Genomic DNA, 21009 nt, shown 5'->3' with positions numbered 1-21009 from the left:
GGGCCCTTCGACGCTCTGCGGCTCGTACTTGATCTGCCCGCAGTCGGGCACCCGGCCCTGCGCGCAGAGCGCCTGCCGGCTCGGTGGGGCGGAGTTCGGGATCAGCTGGCTGGTGCCGGCGCTGCCGGCACTGACCGCCTGCTCGTCGACGTACGCGAAGATCCAGCCCGACCCGTCAGTGGTCCCGACACCCCGGTGCCAGAAGTTGAAGACCTCCCAGTCATCGATTGCGGGGGCCGAAGCAAGGATCGGCTTCGATCCGGCACCGGTCGCCGAGACCCACTTGCCGTTGGCCAACGAACGCAGGCCGAAGTAGCCGTAGTAGTCCAGATCGAACAGCTCGAACTTCTCCCAGGTACTCACCGACGCGACCAACGGGATCAACGGCTTGCTCCCGGCACCGTCGGCGGAGACGTACTTGCCGCTGACGGCCGATTTGAAGCTGACGATCAGGTTCGTTTCGAGGTCGAACTTCTCCCAGGTGCTGGCGTTCACCGCGCTGGCAACCAGCGGGCCACCGTTGTTGGGCGCACTGACGTACTTGTTGTTGACGGTGGCCTTCAGGCTCACCGTGCCGTCGATCTGGTGAACCAGCTGGAACCTCTCCCAGGTGCTCACCGACGTGGCTGTGGCGATCAGTGGCTTGCTGCCGGCACCGGTGGCGCTGACGTACTTGCCGTTGACGTTCGCCCGCAGTGCGACCAAGCCGTTGCCGGCGTCGACGATGTCGAGCTTCTCCCAGCCGCCCAGCACTGGGCCGACGGCGGCCAGAGGCTTGCTGCCCGCGCCGTCAGCGGAGACGAAATAGCCGTTGGAACGTGCCAGCAGGCCGTGCGAGGTGCGCGCCGGAGAGAGGGCCGACGCGACGTTGAGCAGACGGTCCACCCCGCCCTGCGGGTTCAGCACCGCGCCAGCGAGCCCTCGGGTCACGATCGTGTTGCGCACCTGCGACGGGGACCACGTCGGGTTCGACTGAAGCAGCAGCGCAGCGGCTCCGGCCACGTGCGGCGCCGCCATCGAGGTCCCGCTGGAGGCCACCGACCCGTCGGTGGTCCCGTTTGCCGCCGAGACGATGTCCACGCCCGGAGCCCAGACGTCGACACACGGACCGTAGTTCGAATCGAATACCTCGGTCACGGCCCGACGGTCGAACCTGTCGGTGGCTCCGACGGTGATCGCCGCCGACACCCTGGCCGGGCTGTACGCGCAGGCATCGTCTGCATCGTTGCCGGCGGCCACCGCGTAGGTGAGACCGGTGGCGATGGAGTTGCTGACCGCGTTGGGGATCGCCGGGTAGTCCGGGTTATACGGCGCGCCGAGGCTCATGTTGACCACGGCAGGCTTCTGCGCATTGGCGGTCACCCAGTCGATCCCGGCCAGGACCTGCTCGGTGGTGCCAATACCACCGCAGTCGAGGACCCGGACGGCGACCAGGTTGACGTTCTTGGCCACGCCGTATTTGGTGCCGCCGACGGTGCCCGCCACGTGCGTGCCGTGACCGTCGCAGTCCTGCGCCACATTGTCCTGGTCGATCGCGTCGTAGCCGTACGAGGCACGGCCACCGAAGTCGCTGTGGTTGATGTCGATGCCGGTGTCCACGATGTACGCCTTCACCCCGGCACCGGTGTTGGGGTAGGTGTAGCTGCCATTCAGCTTGGGCGAAACCTGATCGATCCGGTCCAGGCCCCAGGAGGGGGGCGCGCTCTGCGTTCCGCTCTTGTGGAAGCGGATCACCGGCTCGACGGATGCGACATCCGGGTCGGCGGCCAGCCGGCCGGCCTGCTTCGCGGTCATCGCGGCGGAGTAGCCATTGAGGGCGTTGCTGTACGTCCGACGGATGCTGCCGCCGTTCTCCTTGGCCAGAGCCGAAGCGGCGGCCTTGATTTTGGCCGGGGTGGTCTTCTTGTCCTTGAGGACCACGATGTAGCGATCCGGTACGACCTCGGCGGGCTTGGCCTTGGCCAACCGGCCGTCCTGCTTGGGAGCGGTCAACTTGCTCGCGGGCTTCGGCGCCAGCGGAGCGGTCGGTTCGGCCATGGCGGCCCCACCGGTCGCAGCGGTGACGATGATGGTTGCGGAGGCGAGAGCAAGGCTCGCCACCGCCGAGCGGCGTATTACGCCACGGCGTTTCACTAGGTGATCTCCCCGTTTGGTCGTCGCCCGTCCAATCCGGAGGGCCGGACGGGCGGTGGGGTCGGCGGCGGTGTCGATGCACCGGTAGCCGACGGACGCCCAGACATCATGGACGACGATGAAAGCGCTACACCTCAGCCATTCGGTCGATCCGCTCGCGTTTCGTCGGCGAGCGGACAGCTGTGGTCTGCATCGTCCTTCATCGCCGTCGGTTACGTCCCGCAAGTGACGGCTCCCGCCACCCCACGGCAGATCGCGCTACAGGACCAGCATCGAGGTTGAGCGCGTCAGCCGAGGATGCCCTCGGCGCGGGCCCAGCGCAGCAGCTCCGCCTCGGCGGCGTCGCGGTCCAGCGGGCCGTGCTCGAGGCGTTGCTCCTTGAGGTGCTTCCAGGCCCGCCCGACCACCGGCCCCGGCGGAACGCCGAGCAGCTCCATGATCGCGTTGCCGTCCAGGTCGGGTCGAACCCGCGCCAGGTCTTCCTCCGCCTCGATCCGGGCGATCCGATCCTCCAGCGCGTCGTAGTCGGCCGCGAGCTGGGCGGCCTTGCGCCGGTTGCGGGTCGTACAGTCGGAGCGGGTCAGCTTGTGCAGACGGGGCAGCAGATCACCGGCGTCGGCGACGTAGCGGCGCACCGCCGAGTCGGTCCACTCGCCCCGCCCGTACCCGTAGAAGCGCAGGTGCAGCGCGACCAGCGCGGTCACCTGCGCGGTCACGTCCTTGGGGTAGCGCATCGCCTTCATCCGGGCCTTGGTCAGCCGGGCGCCGACCACCTCGTGGTGGTGGAAGCTGACCCGGCCGTCGGACCCGACCGCCTTCGTCGCCGGCTTGCCCGCGTCGTGCAGGAGGGCGGCCATCCGCAGGATGAAGTCGCAGCCGTCCTCCTCGTAGGAGACCGCGTTCTCGACGACGGTCAACGTGTGCTCGTAGACGTCCTTGTGCTGGGCGTGCTCGTCGATCTCCAGCTTCAGCCCGGTCAGCTCCGGCAGGAACCGCTCGGCCAGCCCGGTGTCGACCAACAGCCGCAACCCGGTGATCGGGTCCGCGCCGCAGAGCAGCTTGGTGAACTCGTCGCGGATCCGCTCGGCGGTGATCCGGTCCAGGTCGGCGGCCATCTCGGTCATCGCCAGGTGCACGTCCGGGTGGACGGCGAAACGCAGCTGGGCGGCGAACCGGGCGGCCCGCAGCATCCGCAGCGGGTCGTCACCGAACGACTCACCAGGCGTGCTCGGGGTACGGATCACCTTTGCCGAGAGGTCGGCCAGCCCGCCGTGCGGGTCGGTGAACCGGTGCTCCGGCAGGCTGACCGCCATCGCGTTGATCGTGAAGTCGCGCCGCTTCAGGTCCTCGTCGAGGCTGGTGCCGTACACCACCACCGGGTTGCGGGTGACCTGGTCGTACGACTCCGCGCGGAAGGTGGTGATCTCCAGTCGGAGGCCGTCGCGCTGAGCGCCGATGGTGCCGAACTCCCGACCGGTCTCCCAGATCGAATCGGCCCAGCCCTTGATGATCCGCAGGGTCTCGTCGGGGTGCGCGTCGGTGCAGAAGTCGAGGTCATCCCCGAGTCGTCCGAGCAGGGCATCCCGCACCGAACCGCCCACCAGGTGCAACTCGTGACCGGCGCGGACGAAGCGGCGGCCCAACTCGTCGGCGACCGGGGACACCCGGAGTAGTTCGGCGACGGCGTTGCGCTGCGCGGCGGTGAGTTCGCGGCGGTCGGCGGCGTGAGGAGCGGAGGCTTCGGACATGGGATCGCCAGCTTATCGGGCCCAGGTGTGATCCGATCCGCCGGGCGCGGGTAACGGGTGGGGGTTGACTATGGTCTGTGGCGTGCGGGTCGGTGTCCGACTCGACGTACCCCTGGGAGGCTGGAGATGAGCGGCGGGCTCTACCGCAGCGCCAACGCCGCGAATGATGGCGGCCCCGGCCCCGGTGCCCGTCCCGGGGACGGCGCCACGTTCATCTCCGCCGAGCCGCTGAACCAGCCGGCCATGGAGTCGACAGCGCCGCCGCAGGAGCAGGTCGGCGAGGCGAGCGCGGCGACCAACAGTGCGGTGATGGCGATCGGCAGCCTGGTCAGCCGGGGCACCGGCTTCCTGCGCACGTTGGCGTTGACCGCCGCGCTGGGCGGGGCGCTGGTGGGTGACGCGTACACCACCGCGCAGATCCTGCCCGGCATGGTCTACGAGTTCCTGCTCGGCGGCATCCTCACCAGCGTGTTGATCCCGGTGCTGGTCCGTCGGCGCAGGGTCGACACCGACGGTGGACAGGCGTACGCCCAGCGGCTGCTGACCCTCGCGGTGCTGACCCTGGCGGGAGCAGCCCTGCTGGCCGTGCTGTCGGCCGGCCTGCTGACCAAGCTCTACGCCGGCGACAACACGGGCGACGACTTCCGGGACCTGGTCAAGGCACTGTCGTACCTGATGTTGCCGATGATCTTCTTCACCGGTCTCAGCGCGCTGATCAGCGCAGTGCTCAACACCCGGGGGCACTTCGCCGCGCCGATGTGGGCGCCGATCCTGAACAACATCGTGGTGATCGCCACCGCGGGTCTGTACATCGCGATCTTCGGCGCGAAGATCGTCAAGCCGGAGGACATGACCACCGGCCGGATTCTGCTGATCGGTGGCGGCACCCTGGTCGGCGTCGCGATCCAGGCCGCCGGGCTGCTGCCGGCGCTGCGCAAGGTCGGCTTCCGGTGGAAGTTCCGGTTCGACTTCCGCACCCTCGGGCTGCGCGAGCTGGGGCGTCTCGGCGGCTGGATGTTCTGTTACGTCGCAGTGAGCCAGGTCGGCCTGATCGTGCTGTTCAACCTGCTGAACCGGGCAGGTAAGGAGAACGCGGCCGGTCCGCTGATCTACAACAACGTGTTCCTGCTGCTGATGATGGCGCACGGCATCATCGCCGTTTCGATCATCACGGCGCTCATGCCGCGGATGAGCGCGGCCGCCGCCGATGGCCGGTACTCCGATGTCGCCGCCGACCTCTCCCGAGGCACGCGCACCGTCTCGGCGGTGCTCGCCCCTATCGCGGTCTGCTATGCGGTACTGGCGACTCCGCTGGCCGTGACGCTGTTCCGCTACGGCGCGTTCACCGACGAGAACGCGGCGGACACCTCGCTGGTGCTGCTCCTGGCGGCGCTGGCACTGGTGCCGTTCGCAATCAGTCAGCTCTTCACCTTCGCCTTCTACGCCCTGCCGGACACCCGCACCCCGGCGCTGATCAACATCCCGGTGGTCGCGCTGCGGATCGGCGTGCAGGTGGTGCTCTACGTCGCCTTCGCCGCTCACTTCGCCGCGGCCGGGATGATGATCGGCAACGCGGTGTCCTACCTGGCGGCCGCCTTCGCCTCCGCGTGGCTGCTGCGGCCCCGCGTAGGCCGGATCGGGATGGGCGCCATCCTGCGCACGCTCGGCCGAGTGGCGGTCGCCGCGTTGGGGGCCGCCCTGGTCGGCCTTCTCGTCGTGAGCCTTCTGCCTGGCGGCGACAGGCCAAGTTGGATGCAGGCTGTCGTGCAGCTCGTGATCGGCGGCGTGGTGATCGGCGGGACCTATCTGGGTCTGGCCATGCTGCTGAAGATCGGTGAGATCACCGAGGTGGTCGGGATGGTTCGCCGCCGTCTCGGTCGCTGAACGTCCGCATTCGATTACAACAAGTTGGCACTCATACCGAATGTGACTACGGATCACCAGGCTGGGGATGCGCCTGTGGATAACTCCGCGATTCGCCGGTCAACCGCCGCTTCGGCCTGTGGATAACCAACCGTACGGCTGAGGGTGGCGACCCGATCGGTGGGAACGTACGAGGCAGCGCGAGCGCCACGCCAGCCCAGCCCCGGCGTCGGTCACTTGCGGTGAAGCCGTAGATTAGCTAGTACATGTGCCAGCAACGTGGCTGACAACGGTCGTAACCGGACGAGCTCTTCGACTGCCGGAAACCCCGCCAGGTACGGCGGGAAGATGACATGTCGGAGAGACGGGCAACCCGGGTAAGGTCGCTCTCGACGGGTACGGCAGGGGCCGACGCTGGGCGTCGACACCGGTCGGCCGGTTCCTTCAACGGCAGAGCGGGAAGCCACATGCCCAGCAGTTCGGGTTCATCGATCGACACGATCACCGAGGGAGGACGGGTGACCCAGGTCGGCGAGGGTCAGGAGGCGGACGAAAGCGCTCCTCCGGTCATGACCTTCGGTGCTCCCACGGCCGGTGAAGTCCTCGCCGAGCGGTACGAACTGGTTGAGCACATCAACAACGACAGTGCGGGTCGGCTGGTTTGGCGCGGGGTCGATGTCATCCTGCGCCGTCCCGTTGCCGTGGTGCTGCGTTACCCGGGTGGCGACTCCGCCACCGAGATGCTTCAGGCCGCCGTCGCGGCCAGCCGGGTCATCCACCCCAACCTGGTCGGCGTCTACGACGCGATCGACGAGGCCGACCGGGCGTACGTGGTGCGCGAGTGGGTCGACGGGCAGTCCCTGCGGGACCTGGCGACCGACGGCCCCCTGGACCCGGCTCGGGCCACCGCGATCGGCAACGCCGTCGCGAGCGCGCTCGCCGCGGTGCACGCCACCGGCATGGTGCACGGCAACGTCCACCCCGGCACCGTCATGATCAGTGATGAGGGCCGGGTGGTCCTGGCCGACGCCCGCACCGACGGCGCCGACAGCCAGGAGAACGACATCCGGGCGGTCGGCGGTGTCCTCTACTTTGCGCTGACCGGCTCCTGGCCGCACGCGGAGGCACCACTGCACGGCGCCACCGCCGGCCACGGCCGCGCCGCCATCCCGGACGCTGTTCGGGACGCCGGGGGTGCCATCGCGGCACCGCGCCAGGTTCGGGCGGGCGTTCCTGCGTACCTGGACGACCTGACCATGGACCTGCTCGACGCCGAGATCGCGCCGCCGTCCTCCGACGTGCTCGCCGCGGAGTTGGCGCGACTCGACGTGCCGGCCGAGGATGAGCACTACCTCGACAACAGCGGGCCGCTGCGGTTCGCCGCGGAAACCGGGGAAGAGCCGTCACCGCTGGCTGCGGCCGGGGGCCGCAAGGTCGCCGTAGGCATCGCTGGTCTGCTGGCCGTCGCCCTGGTCGGTCTGCTGATCGGGATCATCGCCTTGGGTGGCGACGACGAGGACCCGCAGTCCAACCCGGTCGCCGCGCCGACCTCCAGTGCTCCGGCCGGCGACGCCACCCCGGCCGCCGCGACGGCCCGCAAGCTGACAGTCAAGAGCGTCCGGATCATCGACCCGGACAGCAAGGACCGCAGTGAGGTCGACGGCGCCGAGAAGGTCATCGACGGTGACGAGGACAAGGGCTGGGAGACCGAGACCTACCGGGACCGGCCCAACTTCGGCAACCTGAAGAAGGGCATGGGCGTCTGGATCGACCTCGGCCAGCCGCACACAGTCAAGTCGGTGCAGGCAGTGCTGTCGGCCACCAACGCGTCCGCCCAACTGCTCGCCGGCACCACCAACCCGCCGTCCAGCTCCAACGGTGACAAGCAGTTGGTCGCGAGCTACAAGTCCGCCATCGGCCAGCCGTTCGAGGACCACGACGGCACCACCATGACGTTCAACGGCTTCGACGCCGACCAGAAATACCAGTACCTGCTGTTCTGGATCACCGAGCTGGCTCCGGCCGAGGGTGGGTTCAAGCTGGGGGTGCAGGAGATTACGGTCCAGGGGTCGTGAGCCGGGCACCACGATCCGGGCATCGCACGCACTGGCCGCGGTGATGGACGAGCGCGCCGCCGCGAGGGACCTGGAGCTGCTGCGCGCGCACGTCGCCGGGGACCGGGACGCCTTCACCGAACTGTTCCACAGGCACCGGGACCGGTTGTGGGCGGTGGCCCTGCGGACGCTCGGCGACCGCGAGGAGGCAGCCGACGCACTCCAGGACGCCCTGCTGTCGGCGCATCGGGCGGCGGCCCGCTTCCGTGGCGACTCCGCCGTCACCACCTGGCTGCACCGGATCGTGGTAAACGCCTGCCTGGACCGGATCCGACGCCGGCAGGCGCACCCCACAGTGCCGCTACCCGACGGCAACCGGGCCGACGACGGCACCGGCGGGCTGGAGCCGGCGGCACCGGCAACAGACCACGACACAGTGCTGGTGGTCCGCGAGGCGCTCGCCGCGCTGCCTTTTGAGCAACGCGCGGCGCTGGTGCTGGTCGACGTACAGGGCTATCCGGTCGCCGAGGTCGCCCGCATCCTCGGTGTCGCCGAGGGCACTGTGAAAAGCCGGTGTGCTCGGGGCCGGGCGCGGCTGGCCGTGCTGCTCGGGCATCTCCGCCCCGCCGCCGTCGCGACGCCTTCGGCCCGACCGGACCCCACCGCCCCGATCACGGGCGTGCCCGGCGTCACGCCGGGGAACCCCGGCCCGGTGGAGGGCGTCGGATCGGGGTCAGGTCGATACCGGCGGGACGCCAACCAGGAGGACACGTGACGACCGAGGGGTTCCGGGAGGTCGACATCGACCTCCTCGCTGACTACCTCGGCGGGGCGTTGGAGGGCACCCCGCAGCAGGACGAGGTCGCCCACCTGGTCTCCGCGGACCCGTCCTGGGCCGAGGCGTACGCGCTGCTGGCCCCCGCCGTGGCCGAAGTCCGGACGGGTCTGACCCGCTGGGCCGAGCCGTCCCCGGAGATGCCGTCGGCGATCACCGACCGCCTCCTGGCCGCGTTGGCCTCCGCGGAGCCGACGACCGACACGTCGACCGAGGAGGCACCCGCCGGCGCGCCCAGCGTCGATCGCGACGGCGACGCGGCGACGCCGTTGGTCGTACCGGCCCAGGGCGGGGCCGGTCGCCGGCCTCCCGTTCCCACGCCCGGCGGGTCGGGGCGTAGGGCGTCCACCGGTCCGGGCCGCCGCCAGCGCGGCTGGGTCCGTCGTGGCGCACCAGTGGCCGCCGCCGCGATCGCCGTCATCGCCGTCGCGCTGGGCCTCAACCAGCTCTCGATGCGGGCGTCGGACGACTCCGGTGGCACCAACGCCATGAACCAGCCGGCCAGCGCGCCGGAGGGCGTCGCGGGGGCCGGGACGGCCCGCACCACCGGGCCGGCACTGCGCAGTGGTACGAACTACACCCCGCAGACCCTCGGCAACGCCTACGGCACGGACGCGCCAAGCACACCGGCTGCCAGCCGGGCGACCGGCAACACCCCGGGCGAGCAGCCGGAGGTGGATGCCGAGGGCGGGCGCCGTCCCTCTCCCGACGGGTCGGACCAGCTGGCCCGGCTGACCGACGAGGCCGCGCTGACCAACTGTCTGGCTAGCGTCGCGACGGAGCACGGATCAGCCCCACTGGTGGTCGAAGTGATCGACTACGCGCGGTTCCAGGGCGATCAGGCGCTGGTCATCCACTTCACCGACGCGACCGGCGCCCGGTGGGCCTGGGTGAGTGGCCCGGAGTGCGGAGTGCCTGGGTCCGGCTCGGACAGCCGGTATTCGGCGCGGGTAGGGTGAATCCACGGTCAATGGCACGATGACCCCCCACGTGACCTGACCCACCGGATGCCCGGCTCGGGAATCCCCGGTTCGTACGATGACGTTCTGGAAGTCAGCTGCCGGCCCCACCCAGGCGTCGGCGACTCGGATCAGCATCGGTGCTCGCGCCGACGCCGAACACACACAACTCGGGAGACGGCAGTGGACGAGGTCCGCAACCTGATCATCATCGGCTCCGGGCCGGCCGGCTACACAGCGGCGGTCTACGCCGCACGTGCCAACCTGAAGCCGCTGATCATTGAGGGCGTGCAGTCCGGTGGCGCGCTGATGACCACGACCGAGGTGGAAAACTTCCCCGGCTTCGCCGACGGCATCCTCGGCCCCGAGCTGATGGACAACATGCGCAAGCAGGCCGAACGGTTCGGCGCGGAGTTCCTCACCGACGACGTGACCCGGGTCGAGCTGGTGGACACCGGCGACGCCGGCTCCGGCGCGGTGAGCACCGTCTGGGTTGGCGAGACCGCCTACCGGGCGCGATCCATCATCCTCTCCACCGGTTCGGCCTGGCGTCCGCTGGGCGTGCCCGGCGAGCAGGAGTTCCTCGGCCACGGCGTCTCGTCCTGCGCCACCTGCGACGGCTTCTTCTTCCGCAATCAGCACATCGTGGTCGTCGGCGGCGGCGACTCGGCGATGGAGGAGGCCAGCTTCCTCACCCGCTTCGCGGAGTCGGTGACCATCATCCACCGCCGCGACTCGTTCCGGGCCAGCAAGATCATGGCCGACCGGGCGCTGAGCAACGAGAAGATCAAGGTCGAGTGGAACAGCGCCGTCGAGGAGATCCTGGGCGACGACGGCAAGGTCACCGGCGTACGGGTCCGCAACGTGCACACCGGTGACACCAAGGTGTTGGACGTGACGGGCGTCTTCGTCGCCATCGGTCACGACCCCCGCAGCGAGCTCTTCCGTGGTCAGGTCGAGATGGACGACGAGGGCTACGTGAAGGTCCAGGCCCCCGGCACCCGCACCAACGTGCCAGGTGTCTTCGCCGCAGGTGACCTGGTCGACCACACCTACCGTCAGGCGATCACCGCGGCCGGCACCGGTTGTGCCGCCGCGCTCGACGCCGAGCGGTTCATCGCGACGCTCAGCTGAAACAAGGAACACATCCCGGAGGAGGGGCATAGTGGGAACAACCAAGGCGGTCACCGACAAGAGCTTCGTCGCTGACGTGCTGCAGGCCGACAAGCCGGTGCTTGTGGACTTCTGGGCGGAGTGGTGCGGGCCGTGCCGCAAGGTGTCGCCGCTGCTCGAGGAGATCGCCCGGGAGATGGGTGACCAGGTCACCATCGTCAAGCTCAACATCGACGAGAACCCGGAGACCGCCCGGGCCTACCGGGTGATGTCGGTGCCGACGCTCACCGTCTTCAAGAACGGCCAGGCGGTGCAGTCGATCGCCGGTGCCAAGCCGAAGGGCGAGCTGGTCCGGCTCATCGAATCGGCCCTCTGACCAGCAAAAACATCAACCGAACCCCGTACCCGCTCGCCGGGTACGGGGTTCGGTGTCTTCCCGGCCGTACCGCCGACGTATTTCTCAGCCCCAGCCACCTCGCCGCCCCGGAACGCATAGCCTCAAGCCTGGGCCGCCCGGCCAGCCAGCGTCGTGCAGAGGGGGTCGTGCGTGCGTCCGATCCGACCCGGTGACCGGGGACCCGCGGTCACGGAGATCCGTACCATCCTGACCGGCCTCGAACTGCTGGCCGCCGCGGGCCCGCAGACCGACGAGTTCGACCTCGACACCGAGCGGGCGGTCCGCGCGTTCCAGCAGTCGCGGGGGCTCAGCGTGGACGGCCGGGTCGGCGCGGAGACCTGGCGTGCCCTGGATGCCGCCCGTTGGCGGCTCGGCGCCCGCACCCTCTACCACGCGGTCCCCGAGCCGCTCACCGGCGAGGACGTCCGGTCGCTACAGGAGCGACTGCTGGAGATGGGGTACGACGTGGGCCGTGCCGACGCCATCTACGGTGTCCGGACGTCGCGGGCCGTGGCCCAGTTCCAGCGTGAGGTCGGGCTCACCCCGGACGGCTCCTGCGGCCCACACACGATGAACGCGCTCCGCCGGATCGGCCGCAAGGTGGTCGGCGGCCGACCGCAGTGGCTCCGCGAGTCCGACGCGATCCGGCAGTCCGGGCCGGCGCTGGTCGGCAAGACGGTAGTCATCGACCCGGGCCACGGCGGCACCGATCCCGGGATGGTGGTGCCCGACGGCTCGCTGCGCTGGACCGAGGCGGACCTGGTGCACGACCTGGCCAGCCGGCTGGAGGGACGGCTCGCCGCCTCCGGGGTGCGAGTGCAGCTCACTCGGGGCCCGTCGCCCGACAGTTGCCTGCCGGACGCCGACCGGGCCCTGCTCGCCAACTCGCTCGGCGCCGACGTGTTCATCTCGCTGCACCTGGACGGCCACGCCAACCCGGATGCGGAGGGAGTCGCGACCTACCACTACGGCACCGACAACGGCGTGACCTCGGCGACCGGTGAACGCCTGGCCGGGCTGGTGCAGAGGGAGATCGTCGCCCGCACCGGGTTGCGGGACTGCCGTACCCACGCCAAGACGTGGGAGTTGCTGCGACTGACACGGATGCCCGCCGTCCGGGTCGAGGTCGGCTATCTCACCTCGCCGACGGACCGCGCCCACCTTGTCGACCCCCGGTTCCGGGATCGGGTGGTGGAGGCGATAGTGGCAGCGGTGCAGCGGATGTACTACCCGATCGAACGGGACGTCCCGACCGGATCGCTCGACGTCAGCGAACTGCGAGCCGTGGTGGCCGCAGGCACCGTGGTCGACTGATTCGCCGCCTGGTGTCAGCCGTTGGTCGAGCGGGTGGCCGGAGCCGGACGGACCGGCCGGAGCAGGGTTTCCGGGCTCATCGACCCGAGCAGCTTCTCCAGCGCGTACTCGACGTCGGACTTCCAGCTCAGCGCCGTACGCAGCTCAAGGCGCAACCGAGGGAAGCGCGGATGCGGACGTACGGTCTTGAAGCCCACGGACAGGAAGAAGTCGACAGGGGCCACGCAACCGCCGGCGGGGTCGTCCGTGTCGCCGAACTTGGCGTCGCCGAACGCCTCGATCGCCTTGATCCCACGCTTGGTCAGATCCCGGGCGACACCCTGGACCAGCATCCGGCCCAACCCGCCGCCGGAGAACGCGGCGACCACGTTGGCAGTCATCAACAATGCCGCGTCCGCGGAGACCGGTGAGGTCGGAAACGCCATCGACCGGGGCACGTAGGCGGGCGGGGCGTACATCACGAAGCCGGCCGGCATGCCGTCGACGTACGCGAGTTTGCCGCAGGAGCCCCACTCCAGCAGCGTCTGGGAGACCCATGCCTCTTTCTCCAGGCCCGGATCGCCAGCGGCGCAGGCCCGGTCCGCGGAGACCGGATCGAGCTCCCAGTAGACGCATTGTCGGCACGGGCGCGGGAGGTCTTCCAACGTGTCGAGGGTCAGGCTGACCAGACGTCGCGACATATGGAGCATCCCCACAATAGGCTCGGTGGTGAGACCGGCATGGAACGACAGCGCCGCCTTCCTGCCCCCGACGAGCGATCGTACGCCGCCGATCGGCGATACGGGAGGGGACGCGCGAATGCCCACCGCAACGGGGGACGCCGAGGACGGTCCGCCATGTGGTCGATCTGCTGCGGCACCGCGGCAGCATGACCCTGGCGGACTAGGATCGACAATCGGTGTGTCCGCCGCCATGGTCAGCGGTGTGCGGGGTACCCGGGGCGGAGCCACTCGAGCAGTGATCGAGGTGAGGTCATGACCGGCACGACACTCGACGACTACACCGACCGGTACGCCCGGCGGGTACGCGGGATGACCGCCTCGGAGATCCGAGCATTGTTCGCGGTGGCCAGTCGTCCGGAGGTCGTCTCGCTCGCCGGTGGCGCACCGTACATCGCCGCCCTTCCGCTGGACGCGGTCGGCGAGATGCTCGGCCGGCTCGGCTCCGAGCACGGCGTGACCACCCTCCAGTACGGCATCGGCCAGGGCACCCTCGAGCTGCGCGAGCGGATCTGCGAGGTGATGTCGCTCTCCGGGATCGACGCCGCGTGCGGGGCTTCCCCGGAGGACGTCGTGGTCACAGTGGGCGGGCAGCAGGCACTGGACCTGGTGGCCCGGCTCTTCCTCGACCCGGGTGACGTGGTGCTCGCCGAGGGGCCGACGTACGTCGGTGCGCTCGGCGTGTTTCAGGCCGCCCAGGCGCAGGTCGTCCACGTACCTATGGATGCGGACGGGCTGATCCCGGAGGCGCTGGAGACGGCCATCGCCGACCTGGCCCGCGCGGGCCAGCGGGTCAAGTTCCTCTACACGATCCCCACCTACCAGAACCCGACCGGCGTGACGCTCAGCGAGGAGCGCCGGGAACGGGTGCTCGACATCTGCGAGCGCGCCGGCCTGCTCGTCGTCGAGGACGACCCGTACGGCCAGTTGGGGTTCGAGGGTGAGGCCCCGGCCCCCCTGCGGGCCCGCCGCCGCGACGGCGTCTTCTACCTCAGTACCTTCTCCAAGACCTTCGCCCCCGGGCTGCGGGTCGGCTGGATCCTGGCGCCGCACGCGGTCCGCGACAAACTGGTCATCGCCAGCGAGGCGCAGATCCTCTGCCCCAGCGGTTTCGCCCAGGCCGCGGTGGCCACCTACCTGACCACGATGCCCTGGCGGCAGCAGCTCAAGGTCTATCGCGAGGTCTACCGGGAACGCCGCGACGCGCTGCTCGACGCGATGGCCGACCTGATGCCCGAGGGCACCAGCTGGACGACACCGGCCGGCGGTCTCTTCGTGTGGGCCAGCCTGCCCGACGGGCTCGACTCGAAGGCCATGATGCCGCGAGCGGTCGCCGCCCGGGTCGCCTACGTTCCCGGCACCGGCTTCTACGCCGACGGCACCGGCACCGACGCCATGCGGCTCAACTTCAGCTTCCCGCCGCCGGAGCGGATCCGCGAGGGCGTCCGCCGGCTGGCCGGTGTGATGGAGCAGGAGATCGCGATGCGCCGGGTCTTCGGTGCCGTGGGTGGCGCCGCCGGCCGACGCGGCCGGGCCGGCTCCGACGTGCCCGGGCCCGACTTGGCATGATGCCGGCATGGCTACGACCGCCGAGCACCTCCTCGTGACCGATTCCGCCATCTCGGCCGACCTGCGCGTCGTGGTGCTCGCCGGTGGGCTCTCCTACGAACGAGACGTGTCACTGCGCTCCGGTCGTCGGGTGCTCGACGCGCTACGCGCCGTCGGGGTGGAGGCCGAGCTGCGGGACGCGGACGTGGCGCTCCTGCCGTCGCTCGCGGCCGACCCGCCGGACGCTGTGGTGATCGCACTGCACGGCGCGACCGGCGAGGACGGCTCACTGCGCGGGGTGCTGGATCTGTGCGACGTCCCGTACGTCGGCTGCGATGCTCGGGCCTCCCGGGTCGCCTGGGACAAGCCCTCGGCCAAGGCGGTGCTCCGCGAGGCCGGCATCCCCACCCCCGACTGGGTCGCGCTCCCGCACGATCGTTTCTCCGAGCTCGGCGCGGTCGCCGTCCTGGACCGGATCGTCGACCGGTTGGGCGTACCCCTGATGGTGAAGCCGGCGCAGGGCGGGTCCGGGCTCGGCGGGGCTGTGGTCCGGGACGCCTCCGCGCTGCCCGCCGCGATGGTCGGCTGCTTCGCGTACTACTCCACGGCGCTCGTGGAGCGGTACGTGCCGGGGATGGATGTGGCGGTCTCCGTCGTCGACCTCGGCGACGGCCCGCAGGCACTGCCCCCGGTGGAGATCGTGCCGCGCAACGGCGTGTACGACTACGCCGCCCGCTACACAGCAGGACGGACCACCTGGCACGCCCCCGCCCGGCTGGACCCGGAGGTGGCTGCCACTGTCTCTGACGTGGCCCTCGCCGCGCACACCGCGCTCGGGCTACGGGATCTCTCCCGCGTCGACGTGATCGTGGACGCGGCCGGCCAGCCGCACGTGCTGGAGGTCAACGTCTCGCCAGGCATGACGGAGACGTCACTGCTTCCGCTCGCCGTGCAGGCGGCCGGGCTGGACTTCGGCCGGCTCCTCGGCACCCTGGTCGCCCGAGCAGCCGCCCGCCTCACCAAGCACTGAGCTACCCGCCAACCCGTCGCACCGCAGCACCGTCCATGAGGTTGGCCCTCGGGGTCAACCTCATGGCCGGTTGCAGGTCACTGGGTCGCGCGTACGTCGGGTGTGCCGCTGCCGTTGGTGGGCGCGGCCGCGCCCGGAGTGCCGGCGTCCTTCTCGGGGGCGGTCCTGCTGACGGCTTCTCCGGAGGCGCCCCCGGTGGGCGGGGACGCGGCCGGGTTGGCGGAACCAGCTTCGTCGGCGCTTCCGCTCGCCGGACCGACGTCGGGCCCGCCGGTGGGCTTCTCTGCCGAGCCGACCACGTGGGGTCTGTCGGTGGGCACCTCCGCAGAGCCAACCTGGAGTCCGTGGCTGCCCGATGCGGCGCTGCCCGATGCGGCGCTGCCGGATGCGGCGCTGCCGGATGCGGCGGCGGTGGAGTCCCGGGTGCCGGAGGCCGGGGTGCCGGGCAGATTGGTGGCGGATGCCGTCCGAGCGGGTTCGGCCGCCGGACCGCTGACCGTCACCGTGGGGGCCGGTTCAGACGCGCGGCCGCTGACGGTCGTCGTGGTCGAGCCGGCACCGGTGCCCGGCTCCGCGACCGCTTCGGTACGGGGACTGTTGTCGGCGTCGGTCCGATCAGGGATGGAGTCGAGCGCCGGTTCCGGAATCTCCTCTGCCGCCTCGATGACCGAGACGGTCTCCGTCCCGGCTGCCTCCGCTGAGGCAGCCTCCGCTGCGGCAGCGGCATCCGCGGCAGCGGACTGGGCCAGCAGACTGGACGGCGCCTGCCACTGGATGCGGGGGGGCTCGGCGAGCGGGCGGCCACCGAACTCGGCGAGCCAGGCCGCGACGAGCGCCAGATTTTCCCGCCACTGCGCCTCGGAGATCGGCGGCAGGATCGAGTCCCACAGGGACAGGAACGTGCCCCGCAACTGAAGGCGGCCGTATGGGCGAGCGAGAAACCACATGTGCAGATGAGCCGAGCCGTCGCCCCAGCGATTGACGTGCACCCGTGCCACGCCGTCGAGCGACCGGATGGCCCGCTCCAGACGTACGGTCATCACCCCCAGCTCGGCGGCCAGCAGGTTCGGCAGGTCGCCGAGGTCGAGGTGGGTGCGCGATTCCAGGATGAGCACCATGGGCAGGCCGGTGGGTCGGTCCATGGCGCGGACCCGCCACCGCTCGCCCACCCAGATGTAGGCGTCGTCGGGCGCGTTGCAGGCGGTGCATTCCCGGAGGCCCTCACCCTTCCGGGGCGGTTCGACCGGGACCGGATCATCGAGTTGCTTCACGTGGAGGTCACCCTCGAAGGGAAATGACGGCCACTGGGTGAAGTCCGGGACTGAGGGAGGGTTGTCGTGCACGACGCTGACCCTAACCGAGTCTGGCACCGCTGTCCCTACCTGTTCGAGCGGTCCCGGGCCGCCGGATCGGCGTCCGTCGCCGACCGGGTGCGCGTGGTCGCGCAGGGCACCGAGAGGCGATATCCACAGGCTGCCGAGATCCTGAACACAGGCCGTCATCCACAGGCTCACACCCGCTCCCACGCGCTGTTTCACGTGAAACGGGGGGTGCCTGTGGACAACCGGTGTGGATAACTTTTCGGCCGGTCGGTCGTTGTCCGCGAACCGCCAAATCGGCGGAATCGATGATCAACAGGTGTGGAGCTGGACGGGCGCCCTCCGATCGGCGCCGCATGCCGCCGCCGGGGCGGTACCCAGCCGCCAATGACCGCTCGCCGGCCCATTTGGAACGCGTCAGCGGTGACTGCCCTGGCTCGTTCGCGGACCCGCGTCAACACAGACCTCGGCCCTTGCGGCCCGGAGGCCTGGACACCCGGACGACCGGACGGCCTGGACGCCCAAGGCCAGGGGAGGTCGGTTCGCAGCGCAGGCGTCGAGCGTCGGAGGACGGGAGCGATTTCGTTTGGCCGCCGCTTCGACTCCGGTGGTTTCGTTCGGCGACACCGAAGCGCTGACTCGGTTTCACGTGAAACGGGGAGAGCGGGCGGCGAAGTCGGTCCGGCGGTTCAACGCCGGGCAGCGAAGGCGAGCCGGCAGTTCCGGGGCCGAGTTCCCGCTCGCCTATGGCGCGTACACCCCAGTTCCTGCGGTTCGACGGTCCAGCAACGCGGCGACCCGGCGGACTCCCGCCAAGGTCGCCGTGAGGCTGCTCCGCCGGAATCGCCGCGAGGGTGAGCCTCTGCCCGCCTGCCGATGACCACGGAGACGCCGTTTCGCGCCACTCAGCGGCTCGCTGGCGCTTTGATCGACGCCGGGGGTGGTTGCGGTCGAGTGGACCATTCCCGAGCCTTCTGCGACGCGCGTAGAGGATCCGCTCGGCATCCGCACTCACCAAGCGGCCAGTGGCCCGCCACCGCCTCCGGCTTCGCCACTAACCGCTCACCACGCCGGAGCTCCCCGCCCATCACCGTGCCGTCTGGCGCACGCAGCCCGCAGCCCGCAGCCCGCAGCCCGCAGCCCGCAGCCCTTGGGATTGTCCTGCGGCGCGTGCGGGTCGACGCGACCGATCCATCCGCTCACCGCTCTCCGCCGACGCCTCCTGCCGTCAGAGGGGTGCGCCGGGTTGCTGGACGAGCTGAGGACGACGACGAACCCACAGGGCATGCCGACCGGCCGAATCAGCGCCGTCCGGCTGTTTCACGTGAAACGCGACGACCCCGGAACGCAGAACGGCCGCGCCCCCAGTGGGTGGCGCGGCCGTGGGCGAGCGGGGGGTCAGTCCTCCCCGCCCTCCTCCTGTTGCACTCCGATGATCCCGACGATCCGCTCAAGGTCGTCCACCGTCGCGAACTCAATCGTGATCTTGCCCTTGCTCCGGCCGATGTCCACCTTCACGCGGGTGTCGAAGCGGTCGGACAGCCGGTCGGCGAGATCGGTCAGAGCCGGCGCGTGTGCCTTGGGTCGCCGCTTCGCGGCCTGACCCTTCGCCGGACCGTCGTTGAGTGCCAAGGCGACGATCTCCTCGGTCGCCCGAACCGACAGTCCCTCGGCCACGATCCGCAGAGCCAACTGTTCCTGCGCCTCCGCCTCGTCGAGGCTCAGGAGGGCACGTGCGTGCCCCGCCGACAGGATGCCGGCGGCAACCCGGCGCTGCACCTGCGCGGGCAGGTTCAGCAGTCGGATGGTGTTGGAGATCTGCGGGCGACTCCGGCCGATCCGGCGGGCCAACTCCTCGTGGGTGGCCCCGAACTCCTCCAGCAGTTGCTGGTAGGCGGCGGCCTCTTCCAGTGGGTTCAGGTTCGCCCGATGGATGTTCTCCAGCAGGGCGTCGCGGAGCATCGCGTCGTCACGGGTGTCCCGGACGATCGCCGGGATGCTCTCCCGACCCACCGCCTGGGCGGCCCGCCAGCGCCGCTCGCCCATCACCAGTTCGTACTTCTCGTCGTCGAGTTGCCGAACGACGATGGGCTGGAGGAAGCCGACCTCCTGGATCGAGGTCTTCAACTCCTCCAGCGCCTCCTCATCGAAGACCTGGCGGGGCTGCTTCGGGTTGGGCATGATCGCGTCGACCGGGATCTCGGCGAATCGAGCACCCGGCACCGGGCTCAGCACGGGCTCCGGCTCGTGGACAGGCGCTCCGGCCGGCACCGCGTCGACGGCGACGGTGCCCGCGTCGTCCAGATGCTCGTTCTCCGGCTCGGCCGTCGCGGTGCCAGCGGCAGCCGGCGCCGGCCCGGTCGGGATCAGCGCCCCCAGGCCCCTACCCAGACCGCCCCGAGGACGGTTCTTCATGCGACGCCTCCCAGCGACTCGTCCGCACTACGCATTCCGGCCCACCGGCTCCTTGACGCCGCGCTCGGCGATCTCCTGGGCGGCCTCGAAGTAACTCGTGGCACCCCGCGAACCGGGATCGTAGGTCATCACCGACTGGCCGTAGCTCGGCGCCTCGGAGACCCGGACGTTGCGGGGGATGACCGCCTGGAGAACCTTGTCGCCGAAGTGGTTCCGGACGTCCTGCTCGACCGCGTCGGCCAACCGGGTGCGCCGGTCGTACATGGTCAGCAGGATGGTGGAGACATCGAGCTTCGGGTTGAGGTGCTGGCGTACCAGGTTGATGTTGTTGATCAGCTGGTTGAGCCCCTCCAGCGCGTAGTACTCGCACTGGATCGGGATCAGCACCTCCTGCGCGGCAACCAGAGCGTTGACCGTGAGCAGGCCGAGCGAGGGCGGGCAGTCGATGAAGACGTAGTCGAACTCGCCCGGGTAGGCGGCGATCGCTCGGTCCAGGCGCGACTCCCGGGCCACCACCGACACCAGCTCGATCTCCGCGCCGGCCAGGTCGATGGTCGCGGGTACGCACCAGAGGTTGGGGATGCCCTCGACCGCCTGCGCCACCTCGGCCAGCGGCACGCTGTTGATCAGGCAGTCGTACACGTCGGGGATTCCGGTGTGGTGTGGCACGTTGAGCCCGGTCGACGCGTTGCCCTGCGGGTCGAGGTCGACCACGAGCACCCGGTTGCCGTGCAGGGCGAGCGCCACCGCAAGGTTGACGGTGGTGGTGGTCTTACCCACGCCACCCTTCTGGTTGGCGACGCACATGACCCGGGTCCGGTCCGGCCGAGGCATGGTCACCTCGCCACTGGGATTCAGGATCTGCACGGCGCGCATCGCCTCCATAGCCAACGGTGGGTCATCCTCTTCGCGCGTCGGGGTTTCACGTGAAACGTACGTGGGATCGGCCGCCACGGCGGCCAACGACTCGGTCGAAGCGACCGGTGCGTCGGCGACCACCGGCGCGGCATCCCGAACGGCAGCCGCGGTGGGTTGATGTGGGACGGCCGCCTCGAAGCGAACCGCCGCGGCGGTGTTGCGGCGACCCGAGGTCGACCGCACCTCGGCGGCGTTGACCGGCCGACTCGACACCTCCGGCGCCCGACGACCACTCGCCGGCTCCGGAGTGGCCAAGCCCTCCGGCCGCCCTGCGCCCAACGGCGCGTCGAGCGGTGCCGGCGGATCGCCGTCGGTAGGTCGGGTCGATGGCCCGGTCGCGCCGGGCGACCAGCTCGGGTAGTCGGTTTCACGTGAAACGGGATCGCTGGTCGACCCGGTCACGCGTGGATCGTCGTACCTGCCGTCGTCATGCACCTGTCATCCCTGCCCGCTTCGGATGGTCGGTCCGCGCCCCGGTCAACTTGGCCGCATCCTCGCCCGCAACCCGGAGCGTACGGCCCGCGGGAGCGGTCGGAGACCCGCGACGTCCGTCACCCGCTCCACACTATCGACGCGCGGTCAGCCTACGGCGGACGGGCGCGGCCGGTCCACGTCGGGTTCTCATCCCCTCGTCCATCCGTACC

General features: G+C 70.2%; 14 protein-coding genes and 1 pseudogene. 9 read left to right on the top strand and 6 right to left on the bottom strand.

Annotated elements, in window-relative coordinates:
* A partial coding sequence (locus tag AB0C20_RS03525; protein WP_357567220.1) for a S8 family serine peptidase occupies nucleotides 1-2100 on the bottom strand: 2100 nt, incomplete at its 3' end.
* 320 nt (nucleotides 2101-2420) lie between these two features.
* Nucleotides 2421-3881 carry a CCA tRNA nucleotidyltransferase gene (locus AB0C20_RS03520; RefSeq protein ID WP_357567218.1) on the bottom strand — a complete coding sequence of 487 codons (1461 nt, stop codon included), beginning with the start codon at nucleotides 3879-3881 and terminating at the stop codon, nucleotides 2421-2423.
* A 126-nt stretch (nucleotides 3882-4007) separates the two neighbouring features.
* Between AB0C20_RS03520 and murJ the strand changes: the two genes are divergently transcribed.
* From murJ to AB0C20_RS03485, 7 genes are all read left to right on the top strand, one after another.
* Entirely contained in the window at nucleotides 4008-5765 is a 1758-nt protein-coding gene (gene murJ, locus AB0C20_RS03515; protein WP_357178677.1) for a murein biosynthesis integral membrane protein MurJ, read from the top strand.
* Between the two features lie 446 nt (nucleotides 5766-6211).
* Entirely contained in the window at nucleotides 6212-7819 is a 1608-nt protein-coding gene (locus AB0C20_RS03510) for a protein kinase family protein (RefSeq protein WP_357178681.1), read from the top strand.
* A 43-nt stretch (nucleotides 7820-7862) separates the two neighbouring features.
* Nucleotides 7863-8573 (top strand): RNA polymerase sigma factor SigM, encoded by a 711-nt coding sequence (gene sigM / locus AB0C20_RS03505; protein ID WP_357179479.1) that lies wholly within the window; start codon nucleotides 7863-7865, stop codon nucleotides 8571-8573.
* Complete coding sequence (locus tag AB0C20_RS03500) at nucleotides 8570-9592, top strand: hypothetical protein (RefSeq protein ID WP_357567216.1); 1023 nt, start codon at nucleotides 8570-8572, stop codon at nucleotides 9590-9592. Before sigM ends, AB0C20_RS03500 begins: the two co-directional genes overlap by 4 nt.
* A gap of 183 nt (nucleotides 9593-9775) precedes the next feature.
* Nucleotides 9776-10726 (top strand): thioredoxin-disulfide reductase, encoded by a 951-nt coding sequence (gene trxB / locus AB0C20_RS03495; RefSeq protein WP_210818226.1) that lies wholly within the window; start codon nucleotides 9776-9778, stop codon nucleotides 10724-10726.
* A gap of 31 nt (nucleotides 10727-10757) precedes the next feature.
* Nucleotides 10758-11081 (top strand): thioredoxin, encoded by a 324-nt coding sequence (trxA, locus tag AB0C20_RS03490; RefSeq protein WP_357567213.1) that lies wholly within the window; start codon nucleotides 10758-10760, stop codon nucleotides 11079-11081.
* Between the two features lie 171 nt (nucleotides 11082-11252).
* On the top strand, nucleotides 11253-12416 hold the full coding sequence (locus tag AB0C20_RS03485) for an N-acetylmuramoyl-L-alanine amidase (RefSeq protein ID WP_357567211.1): 1164 nt from the start codon (nucleotides 11253-11255) through the stop codon (nucleotides 12414-12416).
* A 14-nt stretch (nucleotides 12417-12430) separates the two neighbouring features.
* Here AB0C20_RS03485 and AB0C20_RS03480 read toward each other — a convergent pair whose 3' ends face one another.
* On the bottom strand, nucleotides 12431-13096 hold the full coding sequence (locus tag AB0C20_RS03480) for a GNAT family N-acetyltransferase (RefSeq protein ID WP_357178691.1): 666 nt from the start codon (nucleotides 13094-13096) through the stop codon (nucleotides 12431-12433).
* Between the two features lie 294 nt (nucleotides 13097-13390).
* Between AB0C20_RS03480 and AB0C20_RS03475 the strand changes: the two genes are divergently transcribed.
* Together AB0C20_RS03475 and AB0C20_RS03470 are read left to right on the top strand one after the other, a co-directional pair.
* Nucleotides 13391-14704: a PLP-dependent aminotransferase family protein gene (locus tag AB0C20_RS03475; RefSeq protein ID WP_357178693.1), complete on the top strand. Its 1314-nt coding sequence runs from the start codon at nucleotides 13391-13393 to the stop codon at nucleotides 14702-14704.
* Nucleotides 14705-14711: 7 nt separating this feature from the next.
* Nucleotides 14712-15713, top strand: a complete 1002-nt coding sequence (locus AB0C20_RS03470) for a D-alanine--D-alanine ligase (RefSeq protein WP_357567209.1) — start codon at nucleotides 14712-14714, stop codon at nucleotides 15711-15713.
* A 752-nt stretch (nucleotides 15714-16465) separates the two neighbouring features.
* Here AB0C20_RS03470 and AB0C20_RS03465 read toward each other — a convergent pair.
* From AB0C20_RS03465 to AB0C20_RS03455, 3 genes and pseudogenes are all read right to left on the bottom strand, one after another.
* Nucleotides 16466-17056, bottom strand: a pseudogene (locus AB0C20_RS03465) (hypothetical protein); the annotation flags it as partial.
* Between the two features lie 1374 nt (nucleotides 17057-18430).
* A complete protein-coding gene (locus AB0C20_RS03460) occupies nucleotides 18431-19447 on the bottom strand; it encodes a ParB/RepB/Spo0J family partition protein (protein ID WP_357178698.1) in 1017 nt (338 codons plus the stop codon).
* Between the two features lie 27 nt (nucleotides 19448-19474).
* On the bottom strand, nucleotides 19475-20800 hold the full coding sequence (locus AB0C20_RS03455; protein ID WP_357178701.1) for an AAA family ATPase: 1326 nt from the start codon (nucleotides 20798-20800) through the stop codon (nucleotides 19475-19477).
* Nucleotides 20801-21009: the final 209 nt, after the last annotated feature.

Source organism: Micromonospora sp. NPDC048843 (assembly GCF_040649965.1).
In the GTDB taxonomy this organism is placed as follows: domain Bacteria; phylum Actinomycetota; class Actinomycetes; order Mycobacteriales; family Micromonosporaceae; genus Micromonospora; species Micromonospora hortensis.
Note: the sequence above shows the minus strand (reverse complement) of the source record. Positions and strands in the feature narration are given on the sequence as shown.

What these genes read in the sequence shown, in the direction of transcription:
- AB0C20_RS03520 (WP_357567218.1), bottom strand. Translation starts at nt 3,881, where the DNA reads ATGTCCGAAGCCTCCGCTCCTCACGCCGCCGACCGCCGCGAACTCACC.
- murJ (WP_357178677.1), top strand. Translation starts at nt 4,008, where the DNA reads ATGAGCGGCGGGCTCTACCGCAGCGCCAACGCCGCGAATGATGGCGGC.
- AB0C20_RS03510 (WP_357178681.1), top strand. Translation starts at nt 6,212, where the DNA reads ATGCCCAGCAGTTCGGGTTCATCGATCGACACGATCACCGAGGGAGGA.
- sigM (WP_357179479.1), top strand. Translation starts at nt 7,863, where the DNA reads ATGGACGAGCGCGCCGCCGCGAGGGACCTGGAGCTGCTGCGCGCGCAC.
- AB0C20_RS03480 (WP_357178691.1), bottom strand. Translation starts at nt 13,096, where the DNA reads ATGTCGCGACGTCTGGTCAGCCTGACCCTCGACACGTTGGAAGACCTC.
- AB0C20_RS03475 (WP_357178693.1), top strand. Translation starts at nt 13,391, where the DNA reads ATGACCGGCACGACACTCGACGACTACACCGACCGGTACGCCCGGCGG.
- AB0C20_RS03470 (WP_357567209.1), top strand. Translation starts at nt 14,712, where the DNA reads ATGGCTACGACCGCCGAGCACCTCCTCGTGACCGATTCCGCCATCTCG.
- AB0C20_RS03460 (WP_357178698.1), bottom strand. Translation starts at nt 19,447, where the DNA reads ATGAAGAACCGTCCTCGGGGCGGTCTGGGTAGGGGCCTGGGGGCGCTG.